Source organism: Pontixanthobacter luteolus, assembly GCF_009828095.1.
Classification (GTDB): domain Bacteria; phylum Pseudomonadota; class Alphaproteobacteria; order Sphingomonadales; family Sphingomonadaceae; genus Pontixanthobacter; species Pontixanthobacter luteolus.
Window position 1 is genome coordinate 1,435,346 of the sequence record NZ_WTYP01000001.1, and the last position, 11,051, is coordinate 1,446,396.

Annotated in this window: 13 protein-coding genes and 1 tRNA gene; 9 read left to right on the forward strand and 5 right to left on the reverse strand. The window is 60.1% G+C overall.

Features of this window, described 5'->3' with window-relative positions:
• Window positions 1-2 precede the first annotated feature (2 nt).
• The 4 genes from rapZ to GRI43_RS06990 all read left to right on the forward strand — a co-directional run bounded on the left by rapZ (window position 3) and on the right by GRI43_RS06990 (window position 2,497).
• Window positions 3-929: an RNase adapter RapZ gene (gene rapZ / locus GRI43_RS06975; RefSeq protein ID WP_160730287.1), complete on the forward strand. Its 927-nt coding sequence runs from the start codon at window positions 3-5 to the stop codon at window positions 927-929.
• Between the two features lie 61 nt (window positions 930-990).
• Window positions 991-1,413 (forward strand): PTS sugar transporter subunit IIA, encoded by a 423-nt coding sequence (locus GRI43_RS06980; RefSeq protein WP_160730288.1) that lies wholly within the window; start codon window positions 991-993, stop codon window positions 1,411-1,413.
• A complete protein-coding gene (locus GRI43_RS06985) occupies window positions 1,410-1,688 on the forward strand; it encodes an HPr family phosphocarrier protein (protein ID WP_160730289.1) in 279 nt (92 codons plus the stop codon). The genes GRI43_RS06980 and GRI43_RS06985 overlap by 4 nt, the downstream gene beginning before the upstream one ends.
• On the forward strand, window positions 1,688-2,497 hold the full coding sequence (locus tag GRI43_RS06990; protein ID WP_160730290.1) for a TrmH family RNA methyltransferase: 810 nt from the start codon (window positions 1,688-1,690) through the stop codon (window positions 2,495-2,497). The genes GRI43_RS06985 and GRI43_RS06990 overlap by 1 nt, the downstream gene beginning before the upstream one ends.
• On the opposite strand, the gene GRI43_RS06995 is transcribed toward GRI43_RS06990, so the two are convergent.
• A complete protein-coding gene (locus GRI43_RS06995) occupies window positions 2,470-3,882 on the reverse strand; it encodes a DNA recombination protein RmuC (RefSeq protein ID WP_160730291.1) in 1,413 nt (470 codons plus the stop codon). The two genes, GRI43_RS06990 and GRI43_RS06995, sit on opposite strands and share 28 nt — an antisense overlap.
• 94 nt (window positions 3,883-3,976) lie before the next feature.
• Here GRI43_RS06995 and GRI43_RS07000 point away from each other — a divergent pair, with 94 nt between their 5' ends.
• A complete protein-coding gene (locus tag GRI43_RS07000) occupies window positions 3,977-4,375 on the forward strand; it encodes a four-helix bundle copper-binding protein (protein WP_160730292.1) in 399 nt (132 codons plus the stop codon).
• A gap of 84 nt (window positions 4,376-4,459) precedes the next feature.
• Here the strand turns inward: GRI43_RS07000 and def are convergent, their stop codons facing one another.
• Both def and recR read right to left on the reverse strand, forming a co-directional pair.
• A complete protein-coding gene (gene def, locus GRI43_RS07005; protein ID WP_160730293.1) occupies window positions 4,460-5,038 on the reverse strand; it encodes a peptide deformylase in 579 nt (192 codons plus the stop codon).
• Window positions 5,039-5,087: 49 nt separating this feature from the next.
• On the reverse strand, window positions 5,088-5,684 hold the full coding sequence (gene recR / locus GRI43_RS07010; RefSeq protein WP_160730294.1) for a recombination mediator RecR: 597 nt from the start codon (window positions 5,682-5,684) through the stop codon (window positions 5,088-5,090).
• A 53-nt stretch (window positions 5,685-5,737) separates the two neighbouring features.
• Between recR and fmt the strand changes: the two genes are divergently transcribed.
• The 3 genes from fmt to GRI43_RS07025 are packed head-to-tail and all read left to right on the forward strand — an operon-like array spanning window position 5,738 to window position 8,520.
• Window positions 5,738-6,643, forward strand: coding sequence for a methionyl-tRNA formyltransferase (gene fmt / locus GRI43_RS07015; protein ID WP_160730295.1), 906 nt, complete (start codon window positions 5,738-5,740; stop codon window positions 6,641-6,643).
• Window positions 6,640-7,389 carry a tRNA pseudouridine(38-40) synthase TruA gene (truA, locus tag GRI43_RS07020; RefSeq protein WP_160730296.1) on the forward strand — a complete coding sequence of 250 codons (750 nt, stop codon included), beginning with the start codon at window positions 6,640-6,642 and terminating at the stop codon, window positions 7,387-7,389. The genes fmt and truA overlap by 4 nt, the downstream gene beginning before the upstream one ends.
• Window positions 7,390-7,407: 18 nt before the next feature.
• A complete protein-coding gene (locus GRI43_RS07025) occupies window positions 7,408-8,520 on the forward strand; it encodes a zinc-binding dehydrogenase (protein WP_160730297.1) in 1,113 nt (370 codons plus the stop codon).
• A gap of 12 nt (window positions 8,521-8,532) precedes the next feature.
• Here GRI43_RS07025 and GRI43_RS07030 read toward each other — a convergent pair whose 3' ends face one another.
• Window positions 8,533-9,513 carry an asparaginase gene (locus GRI43_RS07030; protein WP_160730298.1) on the reverse strand — a complete coding sequence of 327 codons (981 nt, stop codon included), beginning with the start codon at window positions 9,511-9,513 and terminating at the stop codon, window positions 8,533-8,535.
• A 100-nt stretch (window positions 9,514-9,613) separates the two neighbouring features.
• On the opposite strand from GRI43_RS07030, the gene GRI43_RS07035 reads away from it, so the two are divergent.
• Window positions 9,614-9,689, forward strand: a tRNA-Val gene (locus tag GRI43_RS07035).
• Between the two features lie 33 nt (window positions 9,690-9,722).
• Here the strand turns inward: GRI43_RS07035 and hemN are convergent.
• Window positions 9,723-11,036 carry an oxygen-independent coproporphyrinogen III oxidase gene (hemN, locus tag GRI43_RS07040; RefSeq protein WP_160730299.1) on the reverse strand — a complete coding sequence of 438 codons (1,314 nt, stop codon included), beginning with the start codon at window positions 11,034-11,036 and terminating at the stop codon, window positions 9,723-9,725.
• Window positions 11,037-11,051: the final 15 nt, after the last annotated feature.

Here is an 11,051-nt window from a genome sequence, read left to right on the forward strand (position 1 = left end):
CGATGACCAACGATTCGCCAACCACAACAACCGATCGGCGCCAGCACATTCTGCTGGTCACGGGCCTTTCCGGCGCTGGAAAAACAACCGCGCTGCGGGTTCTCGAAGATCTCGGATGGGAAGCGATCGATAATTTCCCCATTCGCCTTCTTGGCCGTTTGATCGGACGCAGCGGCAGCGACGAACAGCGAACCCCGCTGGCCATCGGATTCGATTCCCGCACGCGCGGTTTCGTCCCGCAAGACATTATCGCCAAGGTGAAAGAACTGTCAGAGCGCGACGATCTGTTGGTCACAACGGTATTCCTCGACTGTGCGAGCGGGGAACTGGAGCGCCGGTACAATGAAACGCGCCGCCGCCACCCTATGGCGCAAGGGCGGCCGGTACGGGTGGGCATCCAGGCGGAACGCGAATTGCTGGAGCCGCTGCGCCGCTGGGCTGATGTGGTGATCGATACGTCGGAGTTTTCCAGCAACCAGTTGCAGCAAAACGTTCGCGAACAGTTTGGCGGCAGTGCTCCGCAAAGCATGTCGATCATTATTTCCAGCTTCGGATTTGCCCGCGGCACGCCGCCTCTGGCCGACTTGGTGTTCGACATGCGGTTTCTCGATAATCCGCACTGGATAGAAGATCTGCGTGAGCAGACCGGGTTGGACAAACCCGTGGGTGATCATATCCGCAGCGATCCGGCATTTGATACCGCATTCGCCCAAATCCGCGCATTGCTGGGCACTCTGCTCCCCCGATATGCGGCGCAGGGCAAAAGCTACGTCAACATCGCGTTCGGCTGTACCGGGGGCCGTCACCGCTCTGTGTTTACCGCGGCGCGGATGGCCGATGCCTTGCAAGAAGACGGCTTTTCGCCCACGGTCATTCATCGCAATCTGGCCTCGCGCGCCGCGGATGAAATTGAAGGACCCAAGGCATGATCGCCACCTTGCGCAGCATTGCCCTTGCGCCTTTACGAAAATCGTCACACATGCGCCGACCATGATTGGAGTCATTCTGGTTACGCACGGCGATCTCGCCAACGAATTCGTCAATGCGATGGAGCATGTCGTCGGCAAGCAGGATGCGATCGCCACGATCTGCATCGGCCCGAACGACGATATGGAGGCCCGCCGCGCGGAAATCGCCTCTGCAATCGAAGATGTCGATAGCGGTGCCGGTGTCATCATTTTGACAGACCTGTTCGGAGGCACACCGTCCAACCTGGCGATTTCGCTGCTGGACAAGGGCCGGGTCGAAGTCATCGCCGGGATCAATCTGCCCATGCTGATCAGGCTGGCGGGCGCACGCAAGAAGAACGATTTGCTGACGACCGCGATGGCCGCACGCGATGCGGGCCGCAACTATATCACCATCGCATCCGAATTCCTTGGCCAGGAGAATGCCGAGGCAAAGGCATCATGAGCGAAGTTCGCCGCACAATCACCATCGTCAACCAGCGCGGTCTCCACGCGCGGGCCAGCGCAAAATTCGTCGGCGCAGTGGCCGCCTTGCCAGCAGGCGTCGACGTAAAGGTCGCCAAGGATGGTAACGAGGCCGCAGGCGGTTCGATCCTGGGCCTGATGATGCTGGGCGCGGCGAAGGGCGATACGATCGATTTGATCGTCACCGGCGAAAACAGCGACGCGGTCCTGCACGAACTTGGCGCGCTGGTCGAAGACGGCTTCGGCGAAGAATAATGTCCTTTGCAGGTCGGCGCGAAATCACCGGATTCTCCAATCCGACGGTCAAATACCTGCGCAGTCTGCGCGACAAGAAACACCGCAAGCGCGAAGGCAAATTCTTGGCCGAAGGGCTGCGATTGCTGACCGATGCCCGTGAATGCGGGCGCCTGCCGGAAACGCTGGTCATGGCCAAGGGACGCGATCCGCACGCTTTGCTGACCGAGCTGGAAGGCGCAGTCGAGGCACATGGCGGTGAGATTATCGAAACCACCGCCGATATCCTTACCAAGATTACAGGCAAGGATAACCCGCAGGCCGTGGCGGGGGTGTTCAGTGAATTCGACACGTCCCTGAGCGCGCTGGACCGAAGCTCGGCTGACATCTGGATGGTCGCTCAGGCGCTGCGCGACCCGGGCAATCTGGGGACCATGCTGCGCACCTGCGATGCGGTCGGGGCCGGCGGCCTGATCCTGATTGACGACTGCGCCGATCCTTTTTCCGTGGAGGCCGTTCGCGCCAGCATGGGGGCGATTTTCACTCAGCAGGTGGCGCAGGCAGACTGGGCGGATTTCGTCACATGGCTGCGCGCAGGCGATGGCCAGCTGGTCGCAGCAAGCCTGCGTGATGCAGTGCCCTATCGCGGCGCCCCTTATGCCGGACCCTGTTTCATTCTGGTCGGCAACGAATCGCGCGGTCTGCCAGAGGAATATGAGGCCGAGTGCGACTTGCGCGTCACGATGCCGATGAAAGGCCGCGCCGACAGCCTGAACGCTGCGGTTGCGGGCGCTGTCCTCGCTTACGAAGTGCTGGCGTCGCTGGACTGATCCGGCAGGGAAGCCTGCTCGTCAGATCGCACGTCGGCAGCGGTATAGCGCGGGGCCGATTCCACCAGAGGAACCTCTTCGATCTCGCGCTTGCCTATTTCGATGCCCTTCTCAGCCAGTCGCTTGCCCGAAGACAGGACATTGCGTTCAAAGCTGCCGACGAACTTGTTGTAATTGCCGACCGCCGTTTCGAGGCCGGAACCGACCCGCTTCAAATGCTGTGATGCAACAGCAAGCCGTTCGTAAAGTTCAGCCCCGGCCTTCCCGATTTCACGTGCTTCATCGGCCAGCTGATCCTGCCGCCAAACCTGCGCGATGGTGCGTGCAATGGCGACCAGATTGGTCGGCGTGGCCAGCAAGACACCGTTCTGGAAGGCGAAATCCCACAGGTCCGGATCAGCTTCCAGCGCGGCGGCGACGAAGTGCTCGCCGGGCACAAACATCACCACGTAATCAGGCGCGTCATCGAACTGGCTCTGATAACTTTTCGCGCCCAATTGCTGAACGTGGCCACGCATCGATTTGGCGTGAGCGCTCAGTGCGGCCTTGCGCACATTGTCGTCATCAGTTTCAAACGCTTCCTGATAGGCGTTGAGCGAAACCTTTGCATCGATAACCAGTTTCTTCTGGCCGGGCACGTTGACGATGGCATCCGGCCGCAAGCGGCCCTCATCCGTATCAATCGATTGTTCCAGATTGAAATCGGTGTGCTGCGAGAGGCCGCATTGTTCGAGCACGTTCTGCAGCGCCCGTTCCCCCCAACGGCCGCGAGCCTTTGGCCCGGCCGTCAGTGAATTGCTCAGCTTTTGCGCCTCGCGCCGGACTTCTTCCTGGCCAAGGCGCATCTGTTCGATCTGCGTGTTGAGCGAGGTGAAAGCATTTGTGCGCTTCTCCTCCAGCGCGGTAACCTGGTCCTCGTATTTCTTCAGCCGGTCGCCCACAGGCTGGAGCAGCGCCTTGATCTTCTCTTCCGATGTCTTTTCCGAATGACCCAGCCGCTCGTTCGCTCGCTCAAGGAATTTCTCCTGCGCCGCGCCAAGCACCTTCGCGCCGGTATTCTCGAATTCCTTCAGCAGTTTTTCGCGCGATTCTTCAAGCAATCGCTTTTGTTCCGCGAACCCGGCGGCCTGCGCCTTCAGCGCGGTGAGTTCCTCGCTGGTGCGATCGAGCCTTTCCGCCAGTTTATCCGCACGCGAGGCGCGGTCGCTCATGGTTGCCAGTTCAGGCGCCATGCGGCCAACCTTGTCCGATGCTTCCTTGGCCTCAGCGTCGCGTTGCTCATAGCGCGTTTTCCAATCGGCTACGGGCCGGGAGCCAACAAAAAATCCGAGCGCGCCGCCAACCACCAAAGCAATTAGCGCGGCTATCAATCCAATAATGTCCATTTACGGAACATAGCTGGAACGTTTGGCCAATCCAAGCTCCATCTGGAACCAATCCCCTGCCTCGTTCGCTGATCCATGGAAAAGGAGATTATTCATGTCGATCAAGGAAATGATCCAGGATCACCCCCAAGTCGGGGCCGATTACAACGAACATCTGGGCGAGGCGGTCAAGCACGCGATGTATTGCGCGGCGATAGCCAACAGCTGCGCCGATGCGTGCAGCGCCGAAGAAGGCAATATGCGCGAATGCATCCGCCTGTGCATGGATTGCTCGGACATTTGCACCGCGACCTACCGCGTCGCCACCCGCCGCACCGCTGGAAATGTCGGCGTGATCGAGGCTATGCTGCGTACCTGCGTTGCAGCTTGCGAGGCATGTTTCGACGAGTGTTCCAAGCACGATAACGACCATTGCCGCCGGTGCGCGCAGATGTGCCGTGAATGTGCCGACGATTGTCTGAAAGCGCTAAGCCAGATGCGTCAGGCCGCCTGATCGGCATAAGCACCGCCGACAAACAAAAAGCCCCCGAAAATCGGGGGCTTTTCTGTTTCTGGTCTGCTGCTGGGTGTTTGACGATCAGGCCGCGCGGCGCAGCTTGTTCAGCTTCTTGATCGCCATCTGTTTTTTCAACCGGCTAAGGTGGTCGATGAACAGAATACCTTCGAGGTGATCCATTTCGTGCTGGATGCAGGTCGCCATCAGACCATCTAGGTCTTCTTCGTGCGTTTTGCCGTCCAGATCCTGATAGCGGACGCGGCAGGTCGCCGGACGGTCGACATCGGCATAGATTTCCGGAACCGAAAGGCAGCCTTCCTGATAAGTCGCGAGTTCTTCCGCCGGATCAAGAATCTCCGGATTGATGAATACGCGCGGCTCTTTCTTCACCGGATAGTGCTTGTGCGATCCCTGACCGTCACCGTGATCATGACCGCATTCCTCCGGCTCCGCATCCATGTCCGGTTCTTGAAGATCGATCACCAGAACGCGCTTGGGAACGCCGACCTGGATCGCCGCAAGGCCGATACCGGGCGCGTCGTACATGGTTTCGAACATGTCTTCGACGAGCGTCTTCAGTTCGTCATCGAACACATCGACAGGGGTCGAGACGGTTTTGAGCCGGGGGTCCGGCACTTCAAGAATTTCACGGATAGCCATGCGCCCTATTTAGGGTGGGTTTCGCCCTATCGCAAGCCGCAGCAGACGCTCAATCGACCGGTCTGCGCGCACGCAGCGCCTGCGCCAACGTTCCTTCGTCGAGATAATCGAGTTCACCGCCAACCGGCAGGCCGTGCGCCAGCTGAGTGATACGTACCGGAAATTCCTCCAGCCGTTCAGCAATGTAATGCGCGGTCGTTTGCCCTTCCAGCGTGGCATTCATCGCCAGAACGATCTCGTCGATCCCGCCAACCGATACACGGTCGAGGAGCGAGCCGATATTCAGGTCTTCGGGCCGGATTCCGTCCATCGCTGACAGTTTCCCGCCCAGCACATGGTAACGCCCGGTGAACAGCTTTGCCCGGTCGAGCGCCCACAGATCGGACACATCCTCCACCACGCAGATCGAACGCTGGTCGCGGCGCGGGTCGGCGCAGATGCCGCATGGTTGCTGCGTATCGACATTGCTGCAAATCTCGCATTCGACCAGCCTGTCCTGCACCGCGAGAAGCGCGTCCAGCAGAGGCGCCAGCGCAGTTTCGCGGCGTTTGACCAGCCACAACACCGCACGCCGCGCGGAACGCGGGCCAAGCCCGGGCAACCGCGCCAATGCAGAACTGAGTGTTTCGATCTCTTGCGATGCCATGCCGGCGAAGATAGGGCTTGCCGCGCTTAATAGGAAGGCCGAGAGACCCCGCCATGCGCATCATTTTCATGGGAACACCCGACTTTGCGGTGCCGACGCTCAACGCCCTGCACAAAGCCGGCCACACGATCGTTGCGGTTTATACCCAGCCGCCCCGCCCCGCTGGGCGCGGCAAGAAACTGCAACCATCGCCGGTGCAGAAAGAGGCCGAGATACTCGGTATCGAGGTTCGCTGCCCGACATCGCTGAAAACTGCTGAAGCGCAGGAAGCATTTGCCGCGCTGGAACCCGACATCGCGATTGTCGCAGCGTACGGGATGATCTTGCCGCAGGCGATTCTCGATATTCCGGTGCATGGCTGCCTCAACGTCCACGCGTCGATCCTGCCGCGCTGGCGCGGTGCGGCACCAATTCACCGCGCGATCATGGCCGGCGACCCGGTGACCGGCGTCACCATCATGCAGATGGAGGCCGGGCTCGACACAGGCCCGATGCTGGCCACCGTTCGCACACCGATTGATGACAAGACGACGGGCGAATTGACCGAGGAACTGGCCGAACTGGGCGCGCAATTGATGGTCGGCACCGTCCGTAATCTGAGCTTCCACCACCCGGTCGAACAGGACGATGAGGATGCGACCCATGCGCCCAAGATCGACAAGGCAGAGGCGAAGATCGATTGGTCGGAGGATGCAGAGGTTATCGAGCGGAAGATACGCGCGCTTGCCCCCTTCCCTGGCGCATGGTTTGAGATGAACGGTGAACGCGTAAAAGTCTTGAAGGCGGAACTGGCTGCGGGCCAGGGAACGCCAGGTGCCACCCTGGACGACATGCTGACCATCGCCTGCGGAACCGGTGCATTGCGGCTGGTCCGCATCCAGCGAGCCGGAAAGCCGAAAATGGACGCAGACGAATTTCTGCGCGGCGTGCCGGTGCCCGAAGGGACGCAGTTCGCTTGACCCGTTACGCGCTCACTCTGGAATTTGACGGCACCCCGTTCATGGGGCTGCAACGCCAAACGCATGGTCCCAGCGTCCAGCAGGCCGTGGAAGAAGCCGTAGAGGCGTTCTGCGGCGAACAGGTGCGGATGCAATCGGCAGGGCGCACCGACACCGGTGTCCACGCTTATGCGATGCGTGCGCATATCGATCTTGAACGCGAATGGCCCACTTTCAAGGTTTCCGAGGCGCTGAACGCTCATTTGCGTCCCCACCCAATTGCCGTGACGCATTGCGAAATCGTGCCCGATGACTGGCACGCGCGCTTTTCATGCGAGGGGCGCAGTTACATTTACCGCATCTGCAACCGCCGTGCGCCGCTGACGATCGAGAAAAACCGTGCCTGGCAGGTGCCGCAGCATCTGGACGAGGCGGCGATGCACGACGCAGCGCAGGTGCTGGTCGGCCAGCATGATTTCACCACCTTCCGGTCGGTCAACTGCCAGGCGCAAAGCCCGGTAAAAACGCTCGACCGGCTCAATGTCTATCGCCGCGATGAATGGGTCTTTATCGAAGCAGAGGCGCGCAGTTTCCTGCATCATCAGGTCCGGTCAATGGTCGGATGCCTCGCCTATGTGGGCATGGGCCGGTGGGACAAGCAGAGAGTCGCTGCTGCACTTGAAACAAAAGATAGGCAGGCGCTGGGGTTGAATGCCCCGCCCTACGGCCTCTATTTCGTATCAGCCAAATATCCCGACAAAACATAACATCCAGGAGAACGAGAGATGACCACCACAGGCAAACAGCTTTTCACAACGCTCGAAAGCGACGGCACACTGACCGTCGCCATTGAAGATGTTTCGTTCCCCGAACCGACAGACAATCAGGTGCTCGTCAAGATGGAAGCGGCCCCGATCAACCCGTCGGACCTCGCGATCCTGACCAGTGCCGCCGATCTGGAAAATGCCGAATACAGCAACGGCAAATTCGTCGCGAAAATGCCGGAACCCTTCAACACCGGTTCCAAGGCCCGCCACGGCCAGAAACTGCCCGCCGGTAACGAAGGTGCCGGCACGGTTGTCGCAGCGGGCGACAGCGACATGGCGAAGGCTCTGGTCGGTCAGCGCGTCGCCTGCGTCCCCGGCAGCGCCTACAGCCAGTATTGCATTGCCGATGCCACGATGTGCCTGCCGCTTGGCGATCATTCGGTGGAAGACGGCGCATCGGCATTCGTCAATCCGATGACTGCGCTCGGTTTTGTCGAGAATGCCAAGATGGATGGCCAAAACGCGATCGTGCACACGGCCGCGGCGTCAAACCTTGGTCAGATGCTGATCAAGATCTGTCAGGAAGACGGCCTCGAACTCGTCAACATCGTGCGCAAGGCGGACCATGTCGACCTGCTCAAGGGACTTGGCGCGAAGCATGTCGTCAATTCATCCGACGATGATTTCATGAAGCAGCTGCGCGAAGCGATCGATGCGACTGACGCCTTTTACGGTTTCGATCCGATTGGCGGCGGTCAGGCGACCGACAACGTGTTCAAGGCGATGGAACAGGTCGCTGTGTCGAAAATGACCGAATACAGCCGCTATGGTTCAAACCAGCAGAAGCGCATGTTCATCTATGGCCGCCTCGATATGGGCCCGACCATTCTGACTCCGAGCTATGGTTTTGGCTGGACGCTTTCGGGCTGGCTGCTGACGCCGTTTCTCGCCAATGCCGGAATGGAAACCGTCACCCGCATGCGCCAGCGCGTGCTCGACAACCTGACCACCACCTTCGCCAGCAGCTACAAGACCAAGGTCAACCTTGAAGAGATGCTGACCAAGGAAGCCGTGCTGGATTACCGGGCAATGAAAACCGGCGAGAAATACCTCGTCACGCCGCACAGCTGATAATTTAGTACGTCAGCGTCGGCTGAATTCCTGTTGTATGCGAGTGGGGTCGGTGATCCCGTTCGCAAGCAGCAACTGCAGCAAAATACGCGCCCGTGCAGGGCCAAGTGCCCGCGCCGCAACGAAGCCGGCGGTATCATCCTCCGGCTCACGGTCGACCAGCCCTTCGTCCACGCGCGATGCGCGAACCACCGGAACGCCCTGCCGAACCGCTTCGGCCAGCGCATCACGAATTCCGCGCGGCGCGTTTCCGTGACCAAACCCCGCCAGCACGATACCCTTCGCGCCGCCTTCCAGCGCCTGAGCAACATTGTCGGGTGACATTCCGGCATAGGCGTAAAGAATCGAGACCTTGGGCATATCTTCGTAAAATTCATATCGCGCCGGTTCGCCCGTCCGCCACGGCGGGCCGAACCATTCCAGCGAGGTCGGCGTAACGTGCCCCACCGGGCCGCGTGGGAACGCTTTGAACGCATCCGTCATCTCTGTGTGCGCCTTGCGCGCATCGCGGGCGGCAAACACGCGGTCACTCATGACCAGCAGAACGCCGCGACCGGCCGCATCGGAATCGCCCGCCACGCGCACGGCATTGGCGAAATTGCGCAATCCGTCACTGCCCACTGCATCGGCAGCGCGCATAGCGCCCACAACGACGACCGGCTTCGTCGTCGGTAGCGTCTGGTCCAGCAGGAACGCAGTTTCTTCTGCTGTGTCAGTCCCGTGGGTAATGATGATACCGCGGCAATCCTCGTCCGCCATCGCGCGCGTCGCCGCATCGTGCAGGCGGTGCCACAGCTGCGGCCCGATATCTTCCGAACCGATATTGGCAAATTGTTCGCCAACCAGGTTGGCAGACAGGCCGATCCGATCCATCTCCGACAGGAAATCGGCAATGCCGATCTGGCCCGGCCGGTAGTCGCGCCGCGTCGCCGAACCGGCCACTCCGGCGATAGTTCCGCCCGTGGCGAACACCTTGATATGCTTGTCGCTCATGCCGCGGCCTTAGCCGTGTGCAAAAAAAGGTTCAAAGAAATCCACTTTGGCGATTGATTTTGCACCTTTGGGCGTTATTAGGGCGCTTCCGATGGATATCGGGCGATTAGCTCAGTTGGTAGAGCATCTCGTTTACACCGAGAGGGTCGGCAGTTCGAGCCTGTCATCGCCCACCATTCCCCTACAGTGCAAACACGGCCCAACCGGGCCTAAACGGCGGAACTGAAACGCCGCTGCGATTCTGCGTGGTAAGGGTCAACCAGCGCGGCGATTGTACGCGTATATGGCAATCCATCTGGCAGGATGGTCAGGTAATCCCCCTCCATTGCAGCCAGGCCACGAACGGTAAACGGACACAGCCTGCCAGCGATCTCGCTGCGAATCGCCTCTGGTATCCGTGCGTGTCCCTGACACAGCAGCGATTCGATGATCGCACCGCGTTTCTGGTCGTCATCCGAACGAAGGATGCCGTGGCTGGCCGTCAGCCGGCCCTGCGAAGCTTGCATCCTGTAGCGCCCGCTGTTCTTCTCGTTCTGGGCGAGCAGGCCGGGGAAGCTGCTGATTGCCGAACTGCCCAGTCCGATCAGCGTATTTGCGCGGTCATCGGTGTACCCCTGGAAATTGCGCCTCAGCCCGCCGCATAGTGCCGCGTGGGCTAGCGGATCGCCGCCCGGTTTCGCAAAATGATCAAAGCCCACCGGCACGTAGCCGTGCGTGCAGAGATAGGAATATCCGAGCTTGGCCATTGCAAAACGCCCGTCCTGTCCGGCCATGTTGCTGGCATCGATAGCCCGCTGACGCGGCACGATGTGGGGTACATGGGCATATCCGAACAACGCGATCCGATCAGCGCCAAGCACGCGTGTACGATGCAATGTGTCGAGCAAATCGCCTTCAGTCTGCTCGGGCAAGCCATACATGAGATCGAAATTGAGCGAGGTGACACCGGCATCGCGCAGCCAGTTGACCGTTTGCACGATCATTTCTTCTGACTGAACCCTGCCAATCGCCTTCTGACACTGCGCCGCGAATGTCTGCACGCCCAGGCTTGCCCGGTCTATTCCGGTGCGGGCGATTGTTGCGGCCCATTCTTCAGTCATCGTTCGCGGATCGAGTTCGATCGAAAACACAGGATCAGGGCAGTCGAAATTGTCCTGCAATGCAGCAGTCAGTCGTTCAAAATCCTCTGGCGTGATCGCATTCGGGCTGCCGCCGCCGAACGCAATGCGCCCGATGTGGGCGCTATCGGGCAGCAGGGCGGCAATCGTTTCGATTTCGCTGTGCAAGGCATCGAGATAGGAAACCACCCGCTGCCTGCGACCTGCAGCACCGGTGTTGCATCCGCAGTAGAAGCAAATCTTCTCGCAGAATGGGATATGGACGTAGAGCGATATCTCGCCCTCTGCCTGCATCAACGCATTGCGATAGGCGCCGGGGTCCACGGCTGCGAATTCTGCTGCGGTGGGAAAGCTCGTATAGCGGGGGACCGGGGTCGCCAGCAGGTCTGGATGATAAGGCCACATGCCAGCCTGTGTGGC

What these genes read in the sequence shown, in the direction of transcription:
- rapZ (WP_160730287.1), top strand. Translation starts at nt 3, where the DNA reads ATGACCAACGATTCGCCAACCACAACAACCGATCGGCGCCAGCACATT.
- GRI43_RS07000 (WP_160730292.1), top strand. Translation starts at nt 3,977, where the DNA reads ATGTCGATCAAGGAAATGATCCAGGATCACCCCCAAGTCGGGGCCGAT.
- recR (WP_160730294.1), bottom strand. Translation starts at nt 5,684, where the DNA reads ATGGCATCGCAAGAGATCGAAACACTCAGTTCTGCATTGGCGCGGTTG.
- def (WP_160730293.1), bottom strand. Translation starts at nt 5,038, where the DNA reads ATGGCTATCCGTGAAATTCTTGAAGTGCCGGACCCCCGGCTCAAAACC.
- GRI43_RS07025 (WP_160730297.1), top strand. Translation starts at nt 7,408, where the DNA reads ATGACCACCACAGGCAAACAGCTTTTCACAACGCTCGAAAGCGACGGC.
- GRI43_RS06980 (WP_160730288.1), top strand. Translation starts at nt 991, where the DNA reads ATGATTGGAGTCATTCTGGTTACGCACGGCGATCTCGCCAACGAATTC.
- fmt (WP_160730295.1), top strand. Translation starts at nt 5,738, where the DNA reads ATGCGCATCATTTTCATGGGAACACCCGACTTTGCGGTGCCGACGCTC.
- hemN (WP_160730299.1), bottom strand. Translation starts at nt 11,036, where the DNA reads ATGTGGCCTTATCATCCAGACCTGCTGGCGACCCCGGTCCCCCGCTAT.
- GRI43_RS06985 (WP_160730289.1), top strand. Translation starts at nt 1,410, where the DNA reads ATGAGCGAAGTTCGCCGCACAATCACCATCGTCAACCAGCGCGGTCTC.
- GRI43_RS06990 (WP_160730290.1), top strand. Translation starts at nt 1,688, where the DNA reads ATGTCCTTTGCAGGTCGGCGCGAAATCACCGGATTCTCCAATCCGACG.
- GRI43_RS07030 (WP_160730298.1), bottom strand. Translation starts at nt 9,513, where the DNA reads ATGAGCGACAAGCATATCAAGGTGTTCGCCACGGGCGGAACTATCGCC.
- GRI43_RS06995 (WP_160730291.1), bottom strand. Translation starts at nt 3,882, where the DNA reads ATGGACATTATTGGATTGATAGCCGCGCTAATTGCTTTGGTGGTTGGC.